Genomic DNA, 24930 nt, shown 5'->3' on the forward strand with positions numbered 1-24930 from the left:
TAGAGCATCTCCCTTTTAAGGAGAGGGTCCTGGGTTCGAGCCCCAGCCAGGTCACAAAAGTTAAGTCACGTACTTAACTTTTTTTGTTTATATTACTTTCTGATAGATTGCGCACGTGGCGGAATTGGTAGACGCGCCAGCTTGAGGGGCTGGTGGCCATTAGGTCGTGGAAGTTCGAGTCTTCTCGTGCGCACTATAAAGTACTTTCTTCTTTTTTTTCTTGTATAAATCTAGCTTCATTTCTCCCGTACATTTTACAGTAAATCTTTATCTTTAGGCTTCAACTTATTTTAATTGAAATCCTATGAGTGTAGAATGGAAAGGTGTTATGCCAGCAGTTACCACAAAGTTCACCAAAAACGATAAATTAGACCTGGCCATGTTCCAAACCAATATAAAAGCACAATTGGATGCAGGTGTAGAAGGAATTATTCTTGGAGGCACATTGGGAGAGGCTAGTACCCTTAGCCCAGAAGAAAAAAGTATACTGGTAAAAGAAACTTTAAACTTGGCGAAAGGAATAGTTCCTACAATCATAAATATTGCAGAGCAAACTACAAAAGGTGCCATTGAAGCTGCACATATAGCAGAAAAAGATGGTGCACAAGGACTTATGCTACTACCGCCTATGAGATACAAGGCAGATAATAGAGAAACTGTTACTTATTTCTCTGAAATAGCAAAAAATACAGGGCTTCCAATTATGCTTTACAATAATCCCATTGACTATGGTATTGAAATTACTTTGGGTATGTTGGATGAACTAACTTCATACAAAAATATTCAAGCAGTTAAAGAATCCACTAGGGATATTTCCAATGTTACCAGAATTAGAAATAGATTTGGTAACAGATATAGTATTCTTACTGGTGTAGACACGTTAGGAATGGAAAGTCTTTTAATGGGTGCCGATGGTTGGGTAGCTGGTCTTGTTTGTGCTTTTCCGCGTGAGACAGTTGCTATTTACAAATTGATAAAAGCAAATAGAATTGAAGAGGCTCTTAAAATTAATCGTTGGTTTCTGCCATTGTTAGAATTGGATGTAAGTACCAAATTGGTACAGAATATTAAACTGGCAGAAGTACATACCGAAATTGGTACGGAAAACGTAAGGGCACCCAGGTTACCATTGGTAGGAGAAGAAAGGAAAAGAGTTTTAGAAATTATTGAAAAAGGGTTAAAAACAAGACCTTCCCTCCCCGATTATAAATCCATATAGAAACAATACTTTTAATAGCAACAAACCACATACAAAAATGATATCAGGAAAAAATTATATTGGCAATAAACTAGTCAGTTCTAAAAAACCATTTAAAACATTTAATCCAAAAAGCAACACAGAAAATCCTTATGAATTTTATGAGGCTTCCTCAGAAGATATTAACGAAGCCGTTGCTTTGGCATCTAAAGCTTTTTACGAGTACAAGAACATCAGTGGTGCTAAAAAGAGTGATTTTCTAAATACTATCGCTGATGAAATTTTGGCTCTTGGAGATGAATTGATAACCACTTACACACAAGAATCTGGTTTACCTGAAGGTAGAGCCATAGGTGAGCGTGGTAGAACCATGGGGCAGTTACGTCTTTTCGCAAATTTGGTTGCAGATGGTTCATGGGTAGAAGCATCTATTGATACCGCACAACCCAATAGAGAACCACTTCCTAAGGCAGACATTCGCAAAATGATGGTGCCAATAGGTCCAATTGTTGTTTTTGGGGCTAGTAATTTTCCATTAGCTTTCTCTACCGCAGGAGGAGATACAGCTTCAGCATTGGCTTCTGGTTGCCCAGTGATTGTTAAATCGCACCCAATGCATGCTGGCACAGGTGAGTTAGTTTCTTCAGCAATAATAAAAGCTGCCGAAAAAACCGGAATGCCCAACGGGGTTTTTTCCAACCTAAATAGTAGCGGTATTGAAGTAGGTGTTGAACTAACAAAGCATTCAGACATAAAATGTGTTGTTTTCACAGGTAGTTTTAGAGGTGGCAAAGCTTTATTCGATATTGCCAATAGCCGTCCAGAACCTATTCCTGTTTTTGCAGAAATGGGGAGTATTAATCCAGTTCTACTTTTACCTGAAGCTATTAAAAGTAACTCGGAAACCCTTGCGAAAAATCTTGCAGGTTCTATAACATTGGGAGCTGGCCAATTTTGCACCAATCCAGGCCTAATTTTAAGTATAAAAAGCAGCGAGCTAGATAATTTATCCAACGAATTAGCATCTCTACTTCAAGATATGGATGCTTCATGCATGCTCCATCCAAATATTAAACGCACCTATGAACAAAATCAATCTGAAGTAACATCACAAGACCAAATTTCAGTTTTGACTAATTCGTCTGGAGTTTCTGAAATTAATTTTGTGGAACCACAATTGGCAACAGTTGAAGGAAAAGTGTTTTTAAAAAACCCTACCTTACATAAAGAAGTATTTGGTCCTTTTTCATTGATTGTTCAATGTACTGATGAAAATGAGCTTTTACAAGTCGTTAAATGCCTTGAAGGGCAATTAACTGCAACTCTTATGGCCAATGATAACGAACTCTCCAAGTATCCAAAACTTATTAATCATTTACAGGAAAAAGTAGGACGATTAATACATAATGGCATGCCCACTGGTGTAGAAGTATGCCCATCCATGCAGCACGGAGGGCCCTATCCATCGACCACAGATAGTAGGTTCACTTCTGTAGGAACCGGAGCTATAAAACGTTTTGTTAGACCTTTATGTTATCAAAATTGGCCACACGATCTACTCCCGGATGAGCTAAAAAATAGTAATCCTATGGAAATTTATAGAATAGTGAATGGAGAATATTCTCAAGGCAGTGTTTAAAATTTAAATTTGGTATATGAAGAAATTCCTGTTGTTGTTTTTAATTGTATGTGTTGGTTGCAAAAATGAACATTCCAATCAATCAGATTCAGGAGATTCATTGACCCAAGTCATAAATAAATATCAAGACTATAAAGGATACAACGAAAAAGAATATCCATTGGGTCTATATACCAAGGAACATTACCAAAAGAGAGCTGAATTTGCCAAAAGTATTTTAGAAAAACTTACTGGGATTCCAGTTGATGATTTAAATGAAACAGAAAAAATATCGGCAGAGCTTTTAAAATTTGTGCTGCAAAATCAAATCAATTATTATGAATATGAAGAGTATTTAAACCCCTTACTTTCAGATTCGGGATTTCATGTAAGTTTCCCCTATATGGTTAGGCCGCTTACCAACTATGAGCAAACCAAAGAATATTTATCAAAATTAAATGCTATACCAGTTTGTGTTGATCAACAGCTAATAAATATTGCTGCAGGATTAAAAAAAGGGGTATCTCAACCCAAAATTATTTTCAAAGGGTATGAGTCGACTTATAATACTCATATTGTCAATAATTTTGAAGACAGCTTTTTCTATTCTCCCTTTAAAAATTTGCCCGAATCATTGACAACAGAACAAAAGGATTCGGTTCTTTCGGCTGCCAAACTGGCTATTGAAAATAATGTAATTCCTCAATTTAAAAGAATTAAAACATTTTTTGAAGAAGAGTATCTACCTAATACAAGGGAAACCATTGGAGTTTCAGAAACCCCTAATGGCTCCGCATACTATCAAAATAAAATTAATTTTTATACTACAAGCACGACATATACGGCGGATGATATTCATAAAATTGGATTGACTGAAGTAGCTCGTATTAAATCAGAAATGGAAAAAATAATCCATGAGCTAAATTTTAAAGGCAGTTTTTCTGATTTTTTAGAATTCCTAAGAACAGATGAACAATTTTATGCAAAAACCCCAAAAGAGCTATTAATGATTGCAAGGGATATGGCAAAAAGAGTAGATGCCCAACTCCCAAAATTCTTTAAAACACTTCCTAGGAAACCATATGGAGTAGCTCCTGTGCCAGATGCAATAGCACCAAAGTATACTGGGGGGAGATATGTGGGGACCAGTGCAACAAGCACTGACCCAGGTTATTATTGGGTAAACACATATGACTTGCCCAGTAGAACTTTGTATACACTTCCTTCTTTGACCGTTCACGAGGCTGTCCCAGGGCATCATTTGCAGGGTGCTTTAAATTCAGAATTAGGAGATAGTATTCCCCAATTCAGAAAAAATCTCTACTTATCCGCATATGGAGAAGGTTGGGGGCTTTATAGTGAATTTTTAGCAGAAGAAATGGGTATGTACACAACACCATACGAGCATTTTGGTAAACTAACTTATGAGATGTGGAGAGCTTGTAGACTTGTTGTTGATACAGGAATACATGCTAAAGGTTGGACAAGAGAACAAGTTGTTGACTATATGGCTTCTAACTCCGCATTATCACTGCATGAAATAAATACAGAAACAGATAGGTACATTTCTTGGCCTGGGCAAGCTCTTTCCTATAAAATGGGTGAGTTAAAAATTAGGGAACTACGTAAAAAAGCAAAAGAAGAACTAGGTAGTAAATTTGATATTAGAGCATTTCATGAGGTAGTTTTGGAACAAGGCACAGTAACTCTTGCCACCTTAGAGAATAGAATCAACGCCTATATAGCCAAAACAAAAGATGAGTAGCTACACCTTTAGTTGTATTGATGCACATACCTGTGGAAACCCTGTCAGATTAGTGAAAATGGGTGGCCCCAATCTTGTGGGGAAAAGCATGAGTGAAAAAAGACAGCATTTTTTAAAGGAGTATGATTGGATACGAAAAGGATTGATGTTTGAGCCTCGTGGACATGACATGATGAGTGGGAGTATTCTGTACCCGCCATCTAACCCAGAAAATGATTTTGGAGTATTATTTATTGAAACTAGTGGTTGCTTACCTATGTGTGGGCACGGAACCATTGGCACAGTAACTATTGCCTTGGAAGAAGGCCTTATCCATCCTAAAAAGAAAGGAGAACTTCGGATGGAAGCTCCTGCCGGATTGGTGAAAATAAGGTATACCCAAGAAGGAAAAAAAGTAACATCGGTAAGGCTCACTAATGTAAAGTCATATCTGGCACAAGAAAATATTGAAGTTGATTGTCCTGATTTAGGTAAAATTATTGTTGATGTTTCCTATGGGGGGAATTTTTACGCCATTGTAGATGTACAGGAAAATTTTAAGGGCTTGGAACATTATAAAGCGGAACAATTAATTGGTTGGAGCCGGGTACTAAGAGACAACATTAATGCAACGCATTCTTTTACACATCCGGAAGATGAGACCATTAAAGGCCTAAGCCATATTCTATGGACAGGAAAAACCATATCTCCAAATGCTACAGCTCGGAATGCTGTATTTTATGGAGACAAAGCTTTGGACCGTTCCCCATGTGGCACAGGAACCTCAGCACGTATGGCCCAATGGCATGCAAAAGGAATGCTTAAAAAAGATGATGAGTTTATACATGAAAGCATTATTGGGAGTCAATTTATAGGCCGTATTGAGGAAGAAACAACTATTGGAGGAAAAAAGGCTATTGTACCCAGTATTGAAGGTTGGGCAAGAATATATGGTTATAACAACATATTAATTGATGAGGAAGACCCTTATGCTAAAGGGTTCCAAGTAATTTGATGCCAAAGAACATCAAATTATATTGAACTTGTTTCAATATCTCATTAAAGTAAAAATATATGAATAAACATATTATCATTGTAGGAGGTGGAATTGTAGGCTTAAGTTGTGCCTACTACTTATTGAAGGAAGGGTTTGAAATTACTGTTATTGATAAGTCCAATTTAAACGATGGTGCTTCTTATGTAAATGCAGGTTATTTAACCCCCAGTCATATTATTCCTTTAGCATCACCAGGGATGATGGCAAAAGGTATTAAATGGATGTTCAATAGTAGCAGTCCATTTTATATGAAACCAAGATTGGATATGGATTTTATTAAATGGGCATGGAACTTTAATAAATCCTCTTCCAAAGCCAATGTAGAAAAAGCCATTCCTTTGATTAAGGATATTAATCTTTTAAGCAAAGAATTGTATACCGATTTATATGATTCTAGTGAATTGGGTGAATTTCAATTGGATAAAAATGGATTGTTAATGCTCTACAAAACTCAAAAAGAAGGGAGCCATGAAAAAGAAGTTGCCAAAAGAGCAAAGGATATAGGTTTAGAAGTAAAAGAACTAACATTGAAAGAGCTAGACCAACTACAGCCTAATCTAAGTGATGAAATTATTGGAGCGGTACATTATGAGTGTGATGCTCATACAACACCGACGGAGATTATGGAAAAATTGAAAACCTATTTAAAAGCAAAGGGCGTAGTTTTTAAAACCAATGAAAAAGTTATAGATTTTAATTTAAACAACAATTACATAAAAGAAGTAATAACTAACAAAGGCATATATGCTGCAGAAGAGATGGTTTTAGCCTCAGGTTCGTGGAGTCAAAATCTATCCAAAAAATTAAACTTGAATATTTCTGTACAACCTGGAAAGGGATATCGAATTAATGTACCTAGAGAAACCCCTGTAAAACTGCCTGCAGTTTTAATGGAAGCCAAGTGTGCGGTCACACCCATGAGAGGTTTTACTCGTTTTGCAGGCACTATGGAACTTTCTGGTATCAATAATAAAATTAGGAAAGAACGTGTTGAAGCAATCGCAAAGGCAGCAAGTGCCTATTATAAGGATTTAATAATAACCGAAGATGAAAAAGCAGGGGCACAATGTGGCCTCCGGCCAGTTTCCCCAGATGGCTTGCCCTATATTGGTAGAACATCTAAATATAAAAATCTGAGTATCGCCACAGGTCATGCCATGATGGGATGGAGCTTAGGGCCAGCAACAGGAAAATTAATTTCTGAAGTGATTACAAACAAAAAACCATCTATGAACATAGACGGTTTTTATCCAGAACGAAAGTTCTAATTTATAATTCTCTCACTTTTACATTTCTAAACCAGACACCAGCACCATGATCTTGCAATGCCAAATAGCCGCTATTGGTCTTTCCATAGTCAGGATAATCGTTCCATTTACCACTATTCCTTTTGGTGTTCCAATCTTCAGTAAACTTATCAAACTCTACAATCTTAGCGCCATTGAGCCAATGTTCTACTTTTCCATTGTTAAAACTTATTTTGGTAGTGTTCCACTCCCCAACTGGTTTCAAAACTTTTTTGTCATTAGCTAAATGCATGGCATAATTAACGCCTGTTTTTTGCCAGTTCTCTAATGGTTCTGGAAAGCCCACATCATCCAAAATTTGATACTCCGGAGCTGTTTGGTATGGAGAATGATAAATAGTGTCTTCCACAACATGGTAAAAAATACCGCTATTGCCACCTTCACTAATTTTCCATTCCAAGCTCAATTCAAAATTATCATATTGTTTTGTGGAAATAATGTCGCCGCCCATATCACCAGCCTTACCAAAGCATTCTATAACACCATCGGAGATTTTCCAATTATCTGGTAAATGGTCCATATTATAGCCACGCCAAAGCGCAGCATCCATTAAGGAAACCCATTCATTGGATTCTGACACTACTTCTTCAGATACTACATCATCTACTTTTACTTTCTTTGCCACTTTACATGCAAAGACCAATACTGATACACATAAAAGTGTTGTTAGTTTTTTCATTTTTCATTCAATATTATTAATTGGTATGCGGTTAGTCATATTAACATCAATTTATCCAAAAAAAATGGATTTACCTAATGAATTTAATAGCATCATTTTAATAGTACATCTAGCAATATTCTGGTTTTATCACTATTCCAATTTGCAGCGCCAGTCTCTGCAATTACAATATGCCCTTCTTTATTAATTACATAAGTTGTTGGAATCACTTTTGACTCCAATACATCTGGTGCCCTATTTCTAGCAAAATAAACGGGAAAACTATACTTTTTTTTAGCAACAAAATTTTTAACCTTTTCTATTCTATCCTCAGCTACCATAACAAAACTCACTTTATCACCGTAGTCATTATATAATTCTTGTATACTAGGCATTTCGGCCACACAAGGTGGGCACCATGTTGCCCAAAAATTCACAAAAATCACTTTGCCCTTTTCATCCTCAAAACTGATTTTTTTTCCATCCAAATCTGTTAATTGCCATTGGTAAGTGTCCAATGGAACCTGCATTTCTTCCTTTAAAGTAGTCGCACTTCCTGCTAGAAATCTATTTAAATACACTTTTGCTTTAAAACCAATGGGCGTAAAAAGAAAAAGTATTACCCCAAGAATGAGCAATCCATTTACAATTTGTTTCTTTTCCAGTTTCATTACCTTTCAGAAATCAAATCATCAATCAATTTGTGTATTTTACTCCTATCCCAACTAGCAATCTCTTTTTCATAAATTACAATGCCCCCCTTTTTATCGATTAGATAGGATGATGGAACAACCGCAGAATCTATGGGCATTTTATCACCAATAATAAGATAGGTGACAGGAAATGTAAACCCATGCTTTTCCATAAAAGTTTCTACAGGCTCCCTAAGTTCATTGGTAATGATATAGAAATCCACCTTGTTCCCATACGTATTATATAGTTTTTGAATGCTTCTGAGTTCTGCAAAAGAAGGCAGTTTCCAAGAAGCCCAGAGATTGATAAATATAACTTTCCCCTTTGATTGTTCAAAATTGAAGAAATTCCAATCTGCATCTTTCAACCTCCAATCGTAATCTGTAATTTTCTCTCGTTTGTTTTCTGCAATGACTGTAGGGCTAGGTGCAAACAATCTATGCAATAAAACCTTGGCATAGAATCCCAGAGGAGTAACAAAAAAGGACAGGACAAAAGCAATAAGGAGTATGTTAAAAAATGTTTTCCTTTTAAGTTTCATTTAAAATTTAGGTTTCCCCAAAACTAAAAAACTCCCGAAGAATTTCGGGAGTTTTGATTACTTATTTTATACTTAGTCTAAGCTGCGTTCTCTTTCTTGATTACATTAAGAGCAGAACCTTCCTTAAACCATTCTATTTGAGGTTCATTATAGGTATGATTCAACATAATGGTATCCACAGAACCATCCGCATGAATAACTTCTAAAGTTAATTGCTTACCTGGAGCAAATTCATTTAAATCTATAAAGTTGAAGGTATCATCTTCCTGAATTAAATCATAATCCGTTTCATTAGCAAAAGTCAACCCAAGCATTCCCTGCTTTTTAAGATTTGTTTCATGGATACGAGCAAATGATTTTACAATCACAGCAGCCACTCCCAAATGACGAGGCTCCATAGCAGCATGTTCACGAGAAGAACCTTCCCCATAGTTATGGTCACCCACAACAATAGACTTAACCCCTGCTGCTTTATATGCACGAGCGGTATCTGGCACAGGAGCAAATTCTCCAGTTAGTTGATTTTTAACTTTATTGGTTGCCATGCCAAAAGCATTAACAGCACCAATTAAACAGTTGTTAGAGATATTATCCAAATGCCCACGGAAACGCAACCATGGTCCAGCCATAGAAATGTGGTCCGTTGTACATTTTCCAAATGCTTTTATTAACAACTTAGCTCCTTCAATTTTTGACCCTATAGGTTGAAAAGATTCCAATAACTGTAACCTTTCTGAAGTTGGAGAAACAACAACTTGTACCCCACTACCATCTTCCATTGGAGCTACAAAACCTGCATCTTCAACATCAAATCCTTTAGGTGGTAATTCCATTCCCGTTGGTTCTTCCAACATTATTTCCTCCCCATTTTTGTTGATTAGCTTATCGGTTAGAGGGTTAAAGTCCAATCTTCCAGAAATTGCTACTGCCGCAACCATTTCTGGTGATGCTACAAAAGCATGTGTATTAGGGTTACCATCCGCTCTTTTAGAAAAGTTTCTATTAAAAGAGTGAATGATAGTATTTTTCTCTTGTTTGTCTGCCCCTTCTCTAGCCCACTGACCAATACATGGTCCACAGGCATTTGTGAATATTTTAGCATCCAAATCTTCAAAAATCTCTAATAAACCATCTCTTTCAGCAGTAAAACGAACTTGTTCAGAACCAGGGTTAATACCAAATTCGGCCTTGGCTACCAATCCCTTGTCCACTGCTTGTTTTGCCACAGATGCAGCTCTAGATAAATCTTCATACGAAGAATTTGTACAAGAACCTATTAATCCCCAGTCCACTTTTAAAGGCCAATCGTTTGCTTTGGCCTTCTCAGTCATTTCACCAACTTTAGTAGCTAAATCTGGCGTAAATGGTCCATTAATATGTGGTTTTAACTCATCAAGGTTAATTTCGATTACTTGATCAAAATACTGCTCTGGGTTTGCATATACCTCATCATCACCAGTTAAATACGGAGCAATTTTATTTGCTGCATCTGCTACCCCATCTCTTCCCGTAGCACGTAAATAACGCTCCATAGAAGCATCATAGCCAAAGGTTGAAGTAGTTGCTCCTATCTCTGCACCCATATTACAAATGGTTCCTTTCCCTGTAGCTGACATAGATTTGGCACCTTCTCCAAAATATTCAACAATAGCACCTGTACCTCCTTTTACAGTTAAGATACCTGCAACTTTTAAAATAACATCTTTAGGAGCAGACCAACCTGATAATTTACCTGTTAGTTTAACCCCAATTAATTTAGGAAATTTTAGTTCCCAAGCCATTCCTGCCATTACATCCACAGCATCTGCACCACCAACACCAATGGCAACCATACCCAATCCGCCTGCATTTACAGTATGGGAATCCGTACCAATCATCATTCCTCCAGGAAATGCGTAGTTTTCTAATACTACTTGGTGGATAATCCCAGCACCTGGTTTCCAAAAACCGATTCCGTATTTATCTGATACAGAAGCCAAGAAATTAAAAACCTCGCTACTTGTATTTATCGCATTTTGTAAATCTTTATCAGCGCCTATTTTAGCCTGAATCAAGTGATCGCAATGAACGGTAGTTGGCACAGCTACTTTAGATTTCCCTGCTTGCATAAATTGCAACAAGGCCATTTGGGCAGTAGCATCTTGACATGCAATACGGTCTGGCGCAAAATCTACATAATCTTTTCCTCTATTAAAAGCTTTAGTCGCTTTACCGTCCCATAAATGTGAATATAAAATCTTCTCTGAAAGAGTCAAAGGTTTTCCAACCACCTCACGTGCCTTGTCAACTCGCTCAGCCATGTTGGCATATACCTTTTTAATCATATCAATGTCAAATGCCATTATTTAGTCTTTTAAGTTTTGAGTAATTCTACAAATTTAAGAAAATCCGTAGTGCAAATAAAATAATTTGATATGGTAATATGGCAATTTTAAAGAAGAAAAGCTAATAGAATCTTAAAGCAATTTTGTAATAATATCTTCTTCTGATATTCCTTCTGCTTCTGCCTTATAATTTTTAATAATTCTATGTCTTAGGATTCCCATAGCCACAGCTTTAACATCCTCAATATCAGGTGAAAATTTTCCTTGAATGGCCGCATGCGCCTTTGCTCCCAAAACTAAATTTTGTGATGCTCTTGGTCCCGCTCCCCAATCTATATACTGCTTTACAAAATCCGAAGCAGTAGTTAAATTAGGACGGGTACTATTAACTATATTTACAGCATAGGATACCACATTATCTGGCACAGGTATTCTACGTACCAAATGCTGAACATCAATAATCTCTTTTGCATTGAACAAAGATTTCACCTGAACTACATTGTCTGAAGTTGTTTTTTTAACTACTTCTATTTCTTCATCTATAGATGGGTATTTTAGCTCAATAGCAAACATAAAACGATCCAACTGTGCCTCTGGTAAAGGATAGGTTCCTTCTTGCTCTATGGGATTCTGCGTTGCCAAAACAAAATAAGGAAGTTCTAACTTAAATTGTTGGCCAGCAATAGTCACGGCACGTTCTTGCATTGCCTCCAATAAAGCTGCCTGTGTTTTAGGTGGTGTTCTGTTGATTTCGTCCGCAAGGATAATATTGGAAAAAATAGGCCCTTTGATGAATTTAAAATTTCTGTTCTGATCTAAAACCTCACTTCCAAGAATATCACTGGGCATTAAATCTGGAGTAAACTGAATGCGTTTAAAATCTAACCCTAAAGTCTGTGCAATAGTATTTACCATTAAGGTTTTTGCCAAACCCGGTACTCCTATAAGAAGTGAATGACCTCCTGTATAAATGGATAACAATATTTGATCCACTACCTCATTCTGACCAACAATTACCTTAGCTATCTCTTGCTTTAAGGACACATGTTTTTTAACCAGGTTTTCAATAGCAGTAACGTCTGACATATACTATTTCTTTACCCAATTATTAGCAAAATCACAATCCTTGTTAGCATCATTTACACTAATGTAGGTGTCTTTTATATGCTCATCCATCCATTCTTTAATGGTATTGAACTGTTTTTCCCTAAGTGCCAGCTCTTGAATTTTTAGGTAATCTTGAGCAAAATCCGCTTTATGCTCGTCGTATCTATTAGAAATTTTGAGGATTTTATATTTTACTCCTGCTCCCCTTTCATCTTGCTCCATAATAGGTCTGGAAATTTCATTGTCCATTAAATTTCTTACTTGGTTGTACAATGTTGGGTCCATTTTCGTTAATTCAAAGCGAGCGCTAAAATCACTAGGGTTACGCAAGACACCTCCATCAAATTTGGTTTCTTTTTCATCGGAAAAATTAAGTGCAGCCTCCGCAAACGTAAATCTACCATCTAGTACACTTTGACGAATACTATCCAATTCTCTCTTAGCTTCATCAATTGCATTTTGTGGTACTTCTGGGGACATTAATATATGACGAATATCTCTTTCTTGCCCTCTTATTTTTTCCACATATATAATATGATACCCAAAAATGGTTTCAAAAGGTTCAGAAATTTCCCCTTCATTAAGGCTAAATGCAACATCTTTAAATTCTTTTACAAAACCTGTTTCCTTTGTAATGCTATAAAACCCACCATTTGGCTTAGACCCAGGGTCTTGGGTATATAAAATTGCTTTCACCTTAAAACTAGAACCATTGTCTAACACATCTGCTCTAATGGTGTTTAATCTATCTATTACCTTTTGTTTTTCCTCTTCTGTTGCTTTAGGGGTTTTTACAATCTGAGAAATTTCCAATTCTGCACCGATCATTGGCCTTTCATCTTCTGGAATTTTACTAAAAAACTGTCTAATTTCTTCTGGAGTAACCTGAATTTCCCCAACAATTTTTGACTGCATTTTTTCAGAAAGCATTCTCAACTTATTAATTTTATATAGTTCTTCCCTAAAACTTTCAGCATCTTCCTTTTTATAGAACTTAAGTACTTTTTCCATGGAGCCAATTTGTGCTACTAAACCCTGTATTTGTCTATCACTTGTGGCATTCACTTCATCATCAGACACAAGAATACTATCCTGTACAGCTTGATGAGCGTATAAACGGTCTTCCATTAACTTACCCAAAAGACTACAATGGGTAATATCTTCAGTTGACACTCCTTGGCTTTTAAGATCAATCAATGTCTTTTCTATATCAGAATCCAATATTACATAATCCCCAACAACAGATGCAATACCGTCTAATTTTACCTTTTTAAAATTATTGGTGGAGTCTTTTTTAAAATTTCCTTTTTCTTCTACAACCACGTCGTCTGGTTCAACCTGTGTGTCAGGCATTACATTGGTTTCTTGAGAAAAACCAAGAGTGGTACAAAATATCCCCAGGAGATATATGATGGTTTTATTTGTCTTTTTCATATACTTCAAATTCTTTTTCTTTAATAGCTTCATCAATAATTTCGGTTTCCAGTTTCCTTCCGTATTCCAGCTTTCTTCTGTTCAAAAGGACTTGTTTAATAGTGGGTTCTATATATTGCAACGGAGCAATATCATTTACTTCCAAAACATCATTAACCTTTGCCAAATATACCCCTAATGAATCCTGCAATTCAAAAAATTGTGATTTTTTTAAGTATCGCTTCTCGTTTTCATAGGTCAATGGAGGTATCTCATCTATGACTCTGGAAGAAGCTACCCAAAGAGAATCATTAAAATTCAATTTCCTAAATTGTACCCCAATTGAATCCAAATATGTAATATCATCCTCTTCAAAATCCTTTAATTTTTGGACAACTATGTTTTTATCCAAAAACTGTAATGGTAGCTCTATAAACCTAAGTCTTATAATTTTCTCCTTCAACTTAAAATTCTCTTTCTCCTTTTCGTAAAAACTTTGCAGCTCTGATGAGCTAATTGCAGTATCCTGAGCTTGTAAGACCAATGCTTCTTTATAGGCCCTAGTATATAAATCGCTCCTGTAATTATTCACTAAACGATCGTACTCCACTAATTTTTCTTCTGGTAAGTTAATTTTAGCTTTGGTCATCAATAATTGCTTGGCCGCCCAGTTATTAATGTAATTGGTTACAAATGATGCACTATCTGCTTTGGACATATTAGTATTTAATAGTGCTTGCACATCTTCTTTATAAAGATACGTTTCACCAACACGGGCCAAAGGTTCTCTTTCTGGTTCCTTTCTAAAAAAAGAACTACATGATCCCATAAGAACCATCCACATAATGGAAAATAAAGCCAATAGGGAACTATGTCTCTTTCTTTTGAAAAATTGCATCCCGCAAAAATAGCAATTACATTATCTTGCACAAGGGATAAAATAAGGGATTAACACATTTTTAGCACCTAAACAATGCTTAATTTATTAAATTAGTAAGAAATAAGGGGCAAAATGAAATACACTACAGAAATTTTAATAAATCTGCCTAGAGAAGAATTTGTTGAAAAATTGGATAATGCCGATAATATGAAGCACTGGCAACGTGGATTGGTGAAATATGAGTTGTTATCTGGAGAAGCCGGACAGGAAGGCGCAAGAATGAGTTTAAATTATAAAATGGGCAAGAGAGAAATGTCATTAATTGAAACCATTATCAAAAGGGGTTTCCCCAATGAGTTCCATGCAACATACGATACCAAAGGTGTGCACAATATTCAAAAAAATTATTTTGAAGAGGTAGATGAGAATACCACAAAATGGATTTCTGAAAGTGAATTTCAATTCTCTAGCTTTATGATGAAAGCTATGGCATTTCTTATGCCTGGGGCTTTTAAAAAACAATCCTGTAAATATGCCGAAGATTTTAAGAACTTTGCTGAAAAAGGAATATCTGTTTCTAATTCCTAAAAAATAGCAAACTTGAATAGAAAAATAAAATTAATATGGGATTTTAAGGGACCAACTGCAAGCATGACAGCTCTACACCATGAAAAACATTTAAAAGAATATATTAGTTTAGAAAAACTGGAATGCGAACTAACAGGTTGTAATGACTTAAGTGATATGCACAGCATTGCATATATGGTTGTAAATGAACAACAAATGATTACAGTACGAGATTCCCTAAAACCACACAGAGGCGAAGTATATAAGAATTGACCTAACCACACTAAGCTTGAAAAAAACCATATTCTTTCTTTTTGGATTTAGTCTTTTATGGGCATCCTGTAGAACTAGTACTTCAAAAAATCCTTTGGAAACAGTTTTGGCATCCAATGACTTAAGAATTAAAAGGGTTGTGGATAGCATTGCTCAACATGAGGTGCAAATAAGATACACTCAAATTGAACGTAGAGATGATAGTATATTCTTTAAGGACTATGATTTCCAGGTAGACAGCAACAACTATTTTTATCCAGCAAGTACGGTAAAGTTTCCAATTAGTGTATTGGCTCTGGAAAAACTCAATAGAGTTGATTCATTGAACATGAATACCCGTTTTTATGTGGAAGGCGATACTATTGAAACAACCATTTCCAAAGAGATTACCAAAATTTTTGCAGTAAGTGATAATGAAGCCAATAATAGATTGGTAGAATTTTTGGGTCAGAATGAAATCAATCAAAAACTCAATGAAAAAGGAATTCAAGGAGTGCGTATTTCTCATCGTTTATCCACGGACAATGCGTATGATATTACCACCAAACCTTTGGTCATTTATTTAAATGATAGCACTACGGCAACAAGCGATCCCATCATCAACACATCAGCTACCCCATTAGAAATAAAAGGCGTTCTAAAAGGAATAGGATTTATAGATGAAAATATTCTAATTAACAAACCTTTTGATATGAGTCTTAAAAATTACTACCCCATTGATGCCCAGCATGCCACATTAAAGCGTGTGATTTTCCCTGAAAAATATAATGTCGATAAGCAATTTAAAATTAGTGATTCTCAACGTGAGTTTTTATTAACGTCAATGTCAAGCCTACCCAAAGATGTTGGATATGATGTTGGTACTTATTATGACAGTTATGGAAAATTCTTTATTTATGGTGATACCAAAGGGAACATTCCAGATTATATTAAAATTTACAACAAGGTAGGCTATGCTTATGGTACTTTAACTGATTGTGCCTATATAAATGATTCCAAAAACAATGTAGAATTTTTATTAACCACTACCCTTTTGGTGAACAAAAATGGTATTTTTAATGACAACACTTATGAATTTGAAGAAGTTGGCATTCCATTTTTAGCGCAATTAGGCAGGGAATTATATGAACTTGAATTAACCAAATAAACCTATCAACTTGAAAAAAACAATATTATTACTTGCATTTATTCTTCTCATTTCTTGTAATGAAACCAAAAAGGATGACAAAAAAATTAATTTTCCAAAATCAGTAGAAATGGTAAAGAATATTCCCAATAAAGAAAATGTATGGGTTTTTATAATGGCTGGGCAGTCTAACATGGCTGGGCGAGGTATAGTTGCTCCACAGGATACTGTTCCCAATCCTAGAATACTGTCTATTAATCCTAAAGATGAGTTAGTGTTTGCTAAAGAACCTTTACATTTTTATGAGGATAATTTAGTTGGATTGGATTGTGGCCTTTCATTTGGAAAAACACTTTTAAAGCAAATTCCTGATAGCATTTCTTTATTGATTTTACCCACAGCAGTGGGTGGAAGCTCCGTAAGCCAATGGATAAATGATTCCATCCATCGTGATGTTAAATTATTGACCAACTTTAAGAAAAAAGCAGCTCTAGGAAAAAAGTATGGAGAAATTAAATCCATTTTATGGCATCAAGGGGAAAGTGATGCCAATAATCAGGACATTCCCAATTACAAAGACAAACTATCCTCTTTATTCAAAACTTTTAGAACTACTATCGGTAATGATTCTTTGCCAATACTATTGGGTGAATTAGGTGGTTATTCGGAAACTCCAAAAGAATGGGGAGCAATTAATAGAATTATACATGACTTTCCATCCACAGATTCAAATACAAGTGTAGTAAAACTATCAGATTTACCAGACAAGGGTGATAAAATTCACTTTAGTACAGAAAGTTTCAGAACAATGGGACAGCGTTATGCCGAAGCCTATTTAAAAAGTATCGAATAATATGAATAAATTAATTTTTCTACTGTCTCTCTTATTGATGCTATCAAGCTGCAAAACTGATAAAGTAGTAGATATCGCACCAAATTCGGTTGTTCCATCACCTGCACAATTGGCCTATCAAAAAATGGAAATGGTAGGTTTTATTCATTTTACAGTAAACACATATACTGATAAGGAATGGGGGTATGGAGACGAAAATCCATCCATCTTTAATCCAACTGAATTGGATGCCGAACAATGGGTCTTGGCTGCCAAGGCTGGTGGCATGAAAGAGTTGATTCTTACAGCCAAACATCACGATGGTTTTTGCTTATGGCCAAGTGAGTACACTGAGCATAGTGTAAAGAACAGTCCTTACAAGGATGGCAAAGGTGATGTTGTAAAAGAATTTGTGGATGCTTGTCGTAAACATGGTCTTAAAGTTGGACTGTATTTGTCACCTTGGGACAGAAACCATGCAGATTATGGCAAACCAGAATACATTACCTATTATCGTAATCAATTAAAAGAATTATTGACCAACTATGGTGAAATAAATGAAATTTGGTTTGATGGCGCCAATGGCGGGGACGGGCATTATGGTGGAGCCAATGAGGAACGTAAAATAGACCGAAGCACCTATTATGATTGGGAGAACACCTTTTCACTTGTAAAAGAATTACAGCCCAACATCCTAATTTTTTCAGATGCAGGACCGGACATTCGTTGGGTTGGAAATGAACATGGACATGCAGGTGAAACATTTTGGTCCACCATCAATGGAAATGAACTGACTATTGGTGGCGACATGGCCGATTATCTAAATATTGGTGAATCTGGAGGAAACAAATGGCTCATTGGTCAATGTGATGTTTCTATTAGACCAGGATGGTTTTACCATGAGGCACAAGATAGCTTGGTTAAAACTCCAAAAGAATTGGTGGATATCTATTATAAATCTGTTGGCAGAAACGGGGTTTTATTGGTAAATCTTCCGCCAAATAAACAAGGATTAATCAATACAACTGATGTTAAAAATTTAAAGGAGTTCAAAGAAATTATTGATAATACTTTTAAAACCAATTTGGCAAAAAATGCCAAGGTTTTGGCATCTAATTATCGATTGGAGAATGATTATTTTTCTCCTTCCAACATATTGGATTCATACCTTGAAACATATTGGGCAACAAATGATAGAGTTCTTTCAGCAGAATTAATAATTGAAACAGAAAGCTCCATCACTTTTAATAGAATCTTACTACAAGAACCCATTAAATATGGACAGAGAATAGAAAAGTATGAAATACAGGTCGAACAAAATGGTACTTGGGTTTCAATTGCCAATGAAACAACTATAGGCTATAAAAGACTCATTAGAACAGAAATTGTTTCTACAGACCGAATCAAAATAAAGATATTGAAAGCTAATAATATTCCTACTATCTCTAATTTTGAAGTATTTCTTGCCACTGAAGAATAAAAATTCTAATGCTTCGTATAGAGTAACATTTTTAGGAAACAGGCTCTCCGAACAAATCAAAATCAGAAGCTTCATTAATTTTTATATCTACAAATTCACCAGTTTTTAAGTAGTATTTTGTAGCATCTATTAACACCTCATTATCAACATCTGGTGAATCAAATTCGGTACGACCTACAAAGTGGTTTCCTTCTTTTCGGTCAACAATACATGCAAAAGTTTTTCCAATTTTCTCTTGGTTCAATTCCCAAGAAATCTGGGACTGTAGTTCCATTATTTCATTGGCACGCTGTTGTTTTACATTCTCGGGTACATCATCCACCAGATTATAGGCATGGGTATTTTCTTCATGACTATAGGTAAAACAACCTAGGCGCTCAAAGCGCATTTCAGCCACCCAATTTTTAAGTGTTGCAAAATCTTCTTCTGTTTCACCTGGGTACCCAACAATCAAGGTAGTACGTATGGTCATATTTGGGACAGCTACCCTAAAGTCTTGCAATAACTTAGTTGTTTTCGCCTGTGTTGTCCCTCTTCTCATACTCTTTAAAACAGAATCAGAAATATGTTGTAATGGAATATCCAAGTAATTACACACCTTAGTTTCATTTTTCATTACCTCCAACACATCCATTGGGAAACCCGTTGGAAATGCATAATGTAAACGAATCCATTCAATTCCCTCTACCTTAATCAACTCCTGAAGCAATTCAGCCAAGTTCCTTTTCTTGTACAAATCCAATCCATAATAAGTAAGATCCTGCGCAATCAAAATTAGTTCTTTTACACCATTAGCTGCTAATTTTTTAGACTCGGTTACTAATTCTTCAATCGGTTTACTCTTGTGTTTCCCTCGCATTAATGGTATTGCACAAAAAGAACAAGGTCTATCACATCCTTCTGCAATTTTTAAATATGCATAATTCTTTGGAGTAGTGGTTAAACGCTCTCCTATCAATTCGTGCTTATAGTCAGCACCCAATGCTTTTAACAAATTTGGCAATTCACTTGTGCCAAAGTACTCATCCACATTTGGGATTTCTTTTTGCAAATCTGGCTTATAACGCTCACTTAAACAACCCGTTACAAAAACTTTATCTACTTCTCCAGCTTCCTTCTTTTGAACAAAATCCAAAATAGTGTTTACACTTTCCTCTTTGGCGTTATCAATAAAACCACATGTATTAATTACAACCACATTGCCTTCCCCCTCATGAACAACATCCTTTTTATTGGCTTTTAGTTGTCCCATAAGTACTTCAGAATCGTACACATTCTTAGAGCAACCTAGTGTTACAACATTAATTTTGTTCTTTTTTAGTGATTTTGTTCGCATAATTTACCTAAATGGGGTGCAAAATACGACAATCCCTTGCTATACATCGATTTATGTGCATAATTTTTAGTATTCTACGTTAAACCATAGTACATAATTTACAGTCAAATAACTATAAATCTATTACATAGAAACAATGAAAACCCGAATCATAACTTTGTTTATTGTCTCATTTTTTATGCTGACAAGTTGTTCTAAAGACAATGATGAGCAGCAAATAGAAGAAAATTCTACCAATGAGGTCAAACCTATGTACTTTCCACCAAACGCAACAGAATGGGAAACAATACCCATGGATGAATTAGGTTGGAATGAAAGCGCAAAACAACCATTACTTCAATTTTTAGAAGAAAAAAGTACAAAAGGGTTTATTATTCTGGAAAACGGCAGAATTGCTATGGAAGAGTATTTTGGCACATTTACCAAAGATAGTTTATGGTATTGGGCATCAGCAGGAAAAACATTGACATCCTTTACAGTTGGTATTGCCCAAGAAAAAGGATTTTTAAATGTCTCTGATAAATCGTCTGATTACATGGGAGTTGGATGGACGTCACTTGACCCAGAAAAAGAAGATTTGATTACTATAAGGCATCAATTAACTATGACTACTGGCCTCAATGGTATCACGGGAGATTGTAAGACACCGGAATGCTTATTTTATGTAGCTGATGCTGGAACAAGATGGAACTATCATAATGCACCATACACCTTATTACAAAAAGTAGTAAGTGAAGCTACAGATATGAATTTTTCAACATTCTACAATACTGAATTACGAAATAAAATCGGTATGGACGGACTTTGGTTTTCCACAAATGGTAGTAACAACGTTTATTTTAGTACGGTACGTAGTATGGCTCGTTTTGGGCTTCTAAACCTAAACAATGGTAAATGGGATAATGAAACCATTTTAGGTGATGAAACTTACTTGAACGATATGAAAAATACGAGTCAAGCTCTAAACAATTCGTACGGATATCTTTGGTGGCTTAGTGGTAAGGAAAGTTTTATGGTACCAGCATCGCAAACTGTTGCCAATGGTTCTTTAATTCCTAATTCTCCAGCAGATATGTATTCAGGATTAGGGAAAGATGATCAAAAACTATATATAGTACCCAGCAAAAACTTGGTAATTGTACGCTTAGGAGAAGATGCAGGACAGGATTTGGCAGGGCCTTCTAGTTTTGATAATACGTTGTGGGAAAAAATTAATGATTTAATCAACTAACTTTTTCCAAGTACTAATATTTTTTTGGTTCATGCGAACAAATTCGTCTTTATCTTCTGCACTTGCCAATTTTAAAGATTTTTTAGCTGATTGAATAGCTGCTTTATAATTTCCTAAATCCGCCTCCACTAAGGATTTTACTCTATGGAAATAATAGGTATCACCGCCTATCTCCAGTGCTATGTTCAAATATTCCAAAGCGGTAGCAAGTTCTTTTTTTTGTTCTTGCAAATAACGGGCGGCTTCATAATAAGTTTGCGCCGTAGGGTTTTGTTCTATTTGTTTTACTATTTCTTTTTGCATTAAAGAGTCAGTATTTACCAAGATAGGAACAACAACTTTAGTATGCTCCCATAACCATAGCATGTTGGCAGAATTATGTGTAATGGAATCAAAGGCAATTAAAAAGTTCTCCTGAAAACTTTGTGTTTTCTCTGGAGTAATTTTTATTCTAAACATATCTTCCTCTTGGTCATAGGCCTTTCTTCCATCTCCCCAGTGATCTATATTACTATGAAAAACTACTTCCCACATATCCTCATAAGGAAAAGCATATAGCGCATACGTGCCTTTCGGCAACATATTGCCCATTATTTCAACATTTGAAGACACAGTAAATTTTGTAGACTCATTGGCCCCAACGCGCCAAATTCGTCCGTAAGGAACTAGTTCTCCAAATATTTTTCTTCCTCTAACTGCTGGTCTTGAATAGTCCACTTTTATAGAAGCTAGTCCTATATCTTGGGAGGTCCTGCTAAAAGGGCTAGCTTTGGGATGGTTTAGTTGAGCCGAAAGCCCTGAAACCAAAAAAGTAAAAATGATAACTACAAATTTTTTCATTTTTCAATATTAAAAAAGGAATCCACAAACTCGTACTTATTAAAAACTTGTAAATCTTCAATACCTTCCCCTACTCCAATATATTTAACAGGGATTTGAAATTGGTCTGAAATTCCAATAACGACACCGCCTTTTGCTGTACCATCTAACTTGGTTACTGCCAAGGAGGTTACCTCTGTAGCCTTTGTAAATTCTTTGGCCTGTTCAAAAGCGTTTTGACCAGTAGAACCATCCAAAACCAATAAAACATCATGTGGGGCATCATCTACTACCTTATCCATGACACGTTTTATTTTGGTAAGCTCATTCATTAAGTTAATCTTGTTATGTAGTCTACCTGCAGTATCAATAATAACTACATCTGCTTCATTTGTCACAGCGGAACTTAACGTATCAAAAGCTACGGATGCAGGATCACTTCCCATTTTTTGTTTAATGATGGGAACATTTACACGGTCTGCCCATACTTGTAACTGGTCAATAGCAGCAGCTCTAAAGGTATCAGCAGCGCCTAATACCACCTTTAAGCCTTGATTTTTAAATTGATGTGCTAACTTGCCTATAGTAGTGGTCTTACCAGCACCATTAACCCCAACAACCATAATAACATAGGGTTTCTTGTTTTCTGGAATACTAAACTCTGTGTCTTCACCTAAATTAGTTTCTGAAAGTAGGTTTGCAATTTCTTCTCTTAAAATTGTATTAAGTTCTTCGGTACCCATGTATTTGTCTTTTGATACACGAGCTTCAATACGGTCAATAATTTTTAAAGTGGTATTTACTCCAACATCAGAAGTGACCAAAACTTCTTCCAGATTATCTAAGACTTCATCATCTACCTTAGATTTACCTGCTACTGCTTTCCCTAATTTTGAAAAAAAAGTGGTTTTAGATTTCTCTAAGCCTTTATCTAGTGTTTCCTTTTTCTTGGAAGAAAATATATTTTTAAATAAACTCATACCTAGTAATCGATTGGATTCAAAGATAACAAAAGTAATAAGGATTTAATCTTGAATTTTATATCCTATTTAGAGCTACCCCTAGTTCTTTCTTTACTAACAGATTCGGCTAAACCTCTCATATACCCAATAGCAAAAAGATTGCCTAAAGTCATGTATCCAGGTCTTGAATTTTCTTCTCTCGCCATAGTAGGCACATGGTCCGCTCGTATTGCGCCTTTAAAACCAATATCAAAATAGGCACGCATAGCTTCGTACATATCTATATCTCCCTCATCATGAAAGGTTTCAGTAAACTTGGTACTGGGTAATTGACCACTTAGTTCTTCAACATTTCTAAAATGAACAAAGTGAATTTTTCCATCATGCCCCCATCGTCTAATAAGTTCTGGAATATCAGTCCCCATTAATGAAAAATTACCTTGACACATGGTTACTCCGTTATAATCACTAGGCATAATTTTAAGCATTCGGTCAAAGTTATCAACTGTATTCATAATACGCGGTATACCTTGAATACTATGTACTTGTGGGTCATCTGGATGCATAGCCAGTTTCATTCCTATTTGCTCGGCTTCTGGCACTACAGCTTTTAAAAAATACTCTAAACTATCCCACATTTTCTCTTTGGGAAAATCACCATACTTCGTTAATGGTTTATCTTTGACCATATCATAATCAAAAGAAGTCATTAAGGCGCCTCCTCTTCCCGTTCTGTCAGTTGAAGTCCTTGCCCAACTTACAACAGGCATCCAGTTATAACAAATAACATCTACACCTGTTTTTTTAAGGTTTTTCATGAAAGTGATAAAGTTTGCAATTTCTTCATCTCTACCTTCCAGACCCAATTTAGTTTTAGTTCCTAATGATGGTGGACCTTCTACTACATTATAATTTAATCCAACACCTTTCCACTTATCAACTACATTTTTTAATGCTCTATATTCCCATGATTTAGCCTCTGGGTCATCAAAAAGTCTACGGTCTATACCTGCAATAGCTCCATAAGCACCTATTTGCTTAGCAAGCTCAATTAAATGTCTGTGTGCTTCCATGCCCCAGAAATAAGCATTGCTCATTTCCATTCCTGCATCTTTTGCCATTCCATTCAAGTATAAAAAATTACTTGGTTTTTGCTTTTTTGAACTTGAATATGTAGAATGTATACTTCCAACAGAAATAGCGGCCGCCAAAGAGGCGCTCTTCTTTATAAAATCCCTGCGCTCCTCTTTCATACTAATACTATTTTAATCATTAAACTCTACCTTATTGATTCTCTTAAGGTATTAATTTTCTGCATATTAACTATAATGTATAATTTTTTTCATAAAAAAAGCCACTTTCTTTCGAAAGTGGCTTTTCAACCAAAATATCTGGTTAGTTTGTTATTTCTTATTCAACCATTCATTCACCAATTCTGGTGCCATTACTGATTCTACAAAAGTATATGCACCACTCTTAGGTGACTTCACCATTTTTATGGCTTTTGTTAATCTTTTTGAACTCGTTTGTAACGAGGCTACGGTCTTCTTTGCCATGACTTATTATTTTATCTCTTTATGAACTGTCATTCTCTTTAAGATAGGGTTGAATTTTTTTATTTCCATCCTATCTGGAGTATTCTTCTTATTCTTTGTAGTAATGTACCTAGAAGTACCCGGTTGACCAGACTCCTTGTGCTCCGTACACTCTAATATAACCTGAATTCTATTGCCTTTCTTCGCCATAGTTATATATATTATAATT

General features: G+C 35.6%; 24 protein-coding genes and 1 tRNA gene. 12 read left to right on the top strand and 13 right to left on the bottom strand.

Annotated features, from left to right (window positions below; translation table 11 throughout):
- The first annotated feature begins 109 nt into the window (after positions 1–109).
- From AC000W_RS13780 to AC000W_RS13805, 6 genes are all read left to right on the top strand, one after another.
- Positions 110–193 (top strand) — tRNA-Leu (locus tag AC000W_RS13780).
- 111 nt (positions 194–304) lie between these two features.
- On the top strand, positions 305–1219 hold the full coding sequence (locus tag AC000W_RS13785) for a dihydrodipicolinate synthase family protein (RefSeq protein ID WP_474749112.1): 915 nt from the start codon (positions 305–307) through the stop codon (positions 1217–1219).
- A gap of 37 nt (positions 1220–1256) precedes the next feature.
- Positions 1257–2837, top strand: coding sequence for an aldehyde dehydrogenase (NADP(+)) (locus AC000W_RS13790; protein ID WP_474749113.1), 1581 nt, complete (start codon positions 1257–1259; stop codon positions 2835–2837).
- Positions 2838–2853: 16 nt separating this feature from the next.
- Positions 2854–4581: a DUF885 domain-containing protein gene (locus tag AC000W_RS13795; protein ID WP_474749114.1), complete on the top strand. Its 1728-nt coding sequence runs from the start codon at positions 2854–2856 to the stop codon at positions 4579–4581.
- Positions 4574–5575: a 4-hydroxyproline epimerase gene (locus AC000W_RS13800; protein ID WP_474749116.1), complete on the top strand. Its 1002-nt coding sequence runs from the start codon at positions 4574–4576 to the stop codon at positions 5573–5575. Before AC000W_RS13795 ends, AC000W_RS13800 begins: the two co-directional genes overlap by 8 nt.
- Before the next feature lie 59 nt (positions 5576–5634).
- Entirely contained in the window at positions 5635–6885 is a 1251-nt protein-coding gene (locus tag AC000W_RS13805; protein ID WP_474749117.1) for an NAD(P)/FAD-dependent oxidoreductase, read from the top strand.
- Between the two features lies 1 nt (position 6886).
- Here the strand turns inward: AC000W_RS13805 and AC000W_RS13810 are convergent, their stop codons facing one another.
- The 7 genes from AC000W_RS13810 to AC000W_RS13840 all read right to left on the bottom strand — a co-directional run bounded on the left by AC000W_RS13810 (position 6887) and on the right by AC000W_RS13840 (position 14489).
- Positions 6887–7603 (bottom strand): 3-keto-disaccharide hydrolase, encoded by a 717-nt coding sequence (locus AC000W_RS13810; protein ID WP_474749119.1) that lies wholly within the window; start codon positions 7601–7603, stop codon positions 6887–6889.
- A gap of 92 nt (positions 7604–7695) precedes the next feature.
- Positions 7696–8253, bottom strand: a complete 558-nt coding sequence (locus AC000W_RS13815; RefSeq protein ID WP_474749120.1) for a redoxin family protein — start codon at positions 8251–8253, stop codon at positions 7696–7698.
- Positions 8253–8816, bottom strand: coding sequence for a TlpA family protein disulfide reductase (locus AC000W_RS13820; RefSeq protein WP_474749122.1), 564 nt, complete (start codon positions 8814–8816; stop codon positions 8253–8255). Before AC000W_RS13820 ends, AC000W_RS13815 begins: the two co-directional genes overlap by 1 nt.
- A gap of 77 nt (positions 8817–8893) precedes the next feature.
- Complete coding sequence (locus AC000W_RS13825; RefSeq protein WP_474749124.1) at positions 8894–11158, bottom strand: aconitate hydratase; 2265 nt, start codon at positions 11156–11158, stop codon at positions 8894–8896.
- A gap of 114 nt (positions 11159–11272) precedes the next feature.
- Positions 11273–12226: an AAA family ATPase gene (locus AC000W_RS13830; protein WP_474749125.1), complete on the bottom strand. Its 954-nt coding sequence runs from the start codon at positions 12224–12226 to the stop codon at positions 11273–11275.
- A 3-nt stretch (positions 12227–12229) separates the two neighbouring features.
- Positions 12230–13681, bottom strand: a complete 1452-nt coding sequence (locus AC000W_RS13835; protein WP_474749127.1) for a peptidylprolyl isomerase — start codon at positions 13679–13681, stop codon at positions 12230–12232.
- Positions 13665–14489 carry a peptidyl-prolyl cis-trans isomerase gene (locus AC000W_RS13840; protein WP_476658684.1) on the bottom strand — a complete coding sequence of 275 codons (825 nt, stop codon included), beginning with the start codon at positions 14487–14489 and terminating at the stop codon, positions 13665–13667. Before AC000W_RS13840 ends, AC000W_RS13835 begins: the two co-directional genes overlap by 17 nt.
- A gap of 183 nt (positions 14490–14672) precedes the next feature.
- Here AC000W_RS13840 and AC000W_RS13845 point away from each other — a divergent pair, with 183 nt between their 5' ends.
- The 5 genes from AC000W_RS13845 to AC000W_RS13865 are packed head-to-tail and all read left to right on the top strand — an operon-like array spanning position 14673 to position 18818.
- Positions 14673–15128 (top strand): SRPBCC family protein, encoded by a 456-nt coding sequence (locus AC000W_RS13845; protein WP_474749129.1) that lies wholly within the window; start codon positions 14673–14675, stop codon positions 15126–15128.
- A gap of 12 nt (positions 15129–15140) precedes the next feature.
- A complete protein-coding gene (locus AC000W_RS13850) occupies positions 15141–15380 on the top strand; it encodes a hypothetical protein (protein WP_474749131.1) in 240 nt (79 codons plus the stop codon).
- A gap of 16 nt (positions 15381–15396) precedes the next feature.
- On the top strand, positions 15397–16527 hold the full coding sequence (locus AC000W_RS13855) for a serine hydrolase (RefSeq protein WP_474749132.1): 1131 nt from the start codon (positions 15397–15399) through the stop codon (positions 16525–16527).
- 10 nt (positions 16528–16537) lie between these two features.
- Positions 16538–17359: a sialate O-acetylesterase gene (locus tag AC000W_RS13860; protein WP_474749134.1), complete on the top strand. Its 822-nt coding sequence runs from the start codon at positions 16538–16540 to the stop codon at positions 17357–17359.
- A gap of 1 nt (position 17360) precedes the next feature.
- Positions 17361–18818: an alpha-L-fucosidase gene (locus AC000W_RS13865; RefSeq protein WP_474749135.1), complete on the top strand. Its 1458-nt coding sequence runs from the start codon at positions 17361–17363 to the stop codon at positions 18816–18818.
- A 31-nt stretch (positions 18819–18849) separates the two neighbouring features.
- On the opposite strand, the gene rimO is transcribed toward AC000W_RS13865, so the two are convergent.
- Complete coding sequence (rimO, locus tag AC000W_RS13870; RefSeq protein ID WP_474749136.1) at positions 18850–20154, bottom strand: 30S ribosomal protein S12 methylthiotransferase RimO; 1305 nt, start codon at positions 20152–20154, stop codon at positions 18850–18852.
- A gap of 136 nt (positions 20155–20290) precedes the next feature.
- On the opposite strand from rimO, the gene AC000W_RS13875 reads away from it, so the two are divergent.
- Positions 20291–21385, top strand: coding sequence for a serine hydrolase domain-containing protein (locus AC000W_RS13875; RefSeq protein ID WP_474749138.1), 1095 nt, complete (start codon positions 20291–20293; stop codon positions 21383–21385).
- Here AC000W_RS13875 and AC000W_RS13880 read toward each other — a convergent pair.
- The 5 genes from AC000W_RS13880 to rpmG form a co-directional block, all read right to left on the bottom strand.
- Positions 21374–22225, bottom strand: coding sequence for a DUF2911 domain-containing protein (locus tag AC000W_RS13880; RefSeq protein ID WP_474749139.1), 852 nt, complete (start codon positions 22223–22225; stop codon positions 21374–21376). The two genes, AC000W_RS13875 and AC000W_RS13880, sit on opposite strands and share 12 nt — an antisense overlap.
- Positions 22222–23184, bottom strand: coding sequence for a signal recognition particle-docking protein FtsY (ftsY, locus tag AC000W_RS13885; RefSeq protein WP_474749140.1), 963 nt, complete (start codon positions 23182–23184; stop codon positions 22222–22224). The genes AC000W_RS13880 and ftsY overlap by 4 nt, the downstream gene beginning before the upstream one ends.
- 65 nt (positions 23185–23249) lie before the next feature.
- Positions 23250–24419, bottom strand: coding sequence for a mannonate dehydratase (locus tag AC000W_RS13890; RefSeq protein WP_474749142.1), 1170 nt, complete (start codon positions 24417–24419; stop codon positions 23250–23252).
- Between the two features lie 150 nt (positions 24420–24569).
- A complete protein-coding gene (locus tag AC000W_RS13895; protein WP_474749143.1) occupies positions 24570–24722 on the bottom strand; it encodes a DUF4295 domain-containing protein in 153 nt (50 codons plus the stop codon).
- A gap of 6 nt (positions 24723–24728) precedes the next feature.
- Positions 24729–24911, bottom strand: coding sequence for a 50S ribosomal protein L33 (gene rpmG / locus AC000W_RS13900; RefSeq protein ID WP_007648529.1), 183 nt, complete (start codon positions 24909–24911; stop codon positions 24729–24731).
- Positions 24912–24930: the final 19 nt, after the last annotated feature.

It is taken from the genome of Saonia sp., from assembly GCF_056326165.1.

What these genes read in the sequence shown, in the direction of transcription:
- AC000W_RS13785 (WP_474749112.1), top strand. Translation starts at nt 305, where the DNA reads ATGAGTGTAGAATGGAAAGGTGTTATGCCAGCAGTTACCACAAAGTTC.
- AC000W_RS13790 (WP_474749113.1), top strand. Translation starts at nt 1,257, where the DNA reads ATGATATCAGGAAAAAATTATATTGGCAATAAACTAGTCAGTTCTAAA.
- AC000W_RS13795 (WP_474749114.1), top strand. Translation starts at nt 2,854, where the DNA reads ATGAAGAAATTCCTGTTGTTGTTTTTAATTGTATGTGTTGGTTGCAAA.
- AC000W_RS13800 (WP_474749116.1), top strand. Translation starts at nt 4,574, where the DNA reads ATGAGTAGCTACACCTTTAGTTGTATTGATGCACATACCTGTGGAAAC.
- AC000W_RS13805 (WP_474749117.1), top strand. Translation starts at nt 5,635, where the DNA reads ATGAATAAACATATTATCATTGTAGGAGGTGGAATTGTAGGCTTAAGT.
- AC000W_RS13810 (WP_474749119.1), bottom strand. Translation starts at nt 7,603, where the DNA reads ATGAAAAAACTAACAACACTTTTATGTGTATCAGTATTGGTCTTTGCA.
- AC000W_RS13815 (WP_474749120.1), bottom strand. Translation starts at nt 8,253, where the DNA reads ATGAAACTGGAAAAGAAACAAATTGTAAATGGATTGCTCATTCTTGGG.
- AC000W_RS13820 (WP_474749122.1), bottom strand. Translation starts at nt 8,816, where the DNA reads ATGAAACTTAAAAGGAAAACATTTTTTAACATACTCCTTATTGCTTTT.
- AC000W_RS13825 (WP_474749124.1), bottom strand. Translation starts at nt 11,158, where the DNA reads ATGGCATTTGACATTGATATGATTAAAAAGGTATATGCCAACATGGCT.
- AC000W_RS13830 (WP_474749125.1), bottom strand. Translation starts at nt 12,226, where the DNA reads ATGTCAGACGTTACTGCTATTGAAAACCTGGTTAAAAAACATGTGTCC.
- AC000W_RS13835 (WP_474749127.1), bottom strand. Translation starts at nt 13,681, where the DNA reads ATGAAAAAGACAAATAAAACCATCATATATCTCCTGGGGATATTTTGT.
- AC000W_RS13840 (WP_476658684.1), bottom strand. Translation starts at nt 14,489, where the DNA reads ATGGGATCATGTAGTTCTTTTTTTAGAAAGGAACCAGAAAGAGAACCT.
- AC000W_RS13845 (WP_474749129.1), top strand. Translation starts at nt 14,673, where the DNA reads ATGAAATACACTACAGAAATTTTAATAAATCTGCCTAGAGAAGAATTT.
- AC000W_RS13865 (WP_474749135.1), top strand. Translation starts at nt 17,361, where the DNA reads ATGAATAAATTAATTTTTCTACTGTCTCTCTTATTGATGCTATCAAGC.
- rimO (WP_474749136.1), bottom strand. Translation starts at nt 20,154, where the DNA reads ATGCGAACAAAATCACTAAAAAAGAACAAAATTAATGTTGTAACACTA.
- AC000W_RS13875 (WP_474749138.1), top strand. Translation starts at nt 20,291, where the DNA reads ATGAAAACCCGAATCATAACTTTGTTTATTGTCTCATTTTTTATGCTG.
- AC000W_RS13880 (WP_474749139.1), bottom strand. Translation starts at nt 22,225, where the DNA reads ATGAAAAAATTTGTAGTTATCATTTTTACTTTTTTGGTTTCAGGGCTT.
- ftsY (WP_474749140.1), bottom strand. Translation starts at nt 23,184, where the DNA reads ATGAGTTTATTTAAAAATATATTTTCTTCCAAGAAAAAGGAAACACTA.
- AC000W_RS13890 (WP_474749142.1), bottom strand. Translation starts at nt 24,419, where the DNA reads ATGAAAGAGGAGCGCAGGGATTTTATAAAGAAGAGCGCCTCTTTGGCG.
- AC000W_RS13895 (WP_474749143.1), bottom strand. Translation starts at nt 24,722, where the DNA reads ATGGCAAAGAAGACCGTAGCCTCGTTACAAACGAGTTCAAAAAGATTA.
- rpmG (WP_007648529.1), bottom strand. Translation starts at nt 24,911, where the DNA reads ATGGCGAAGAAAGGCAATAGAATTCAGGTTATATTAGAGTGTACGGAG.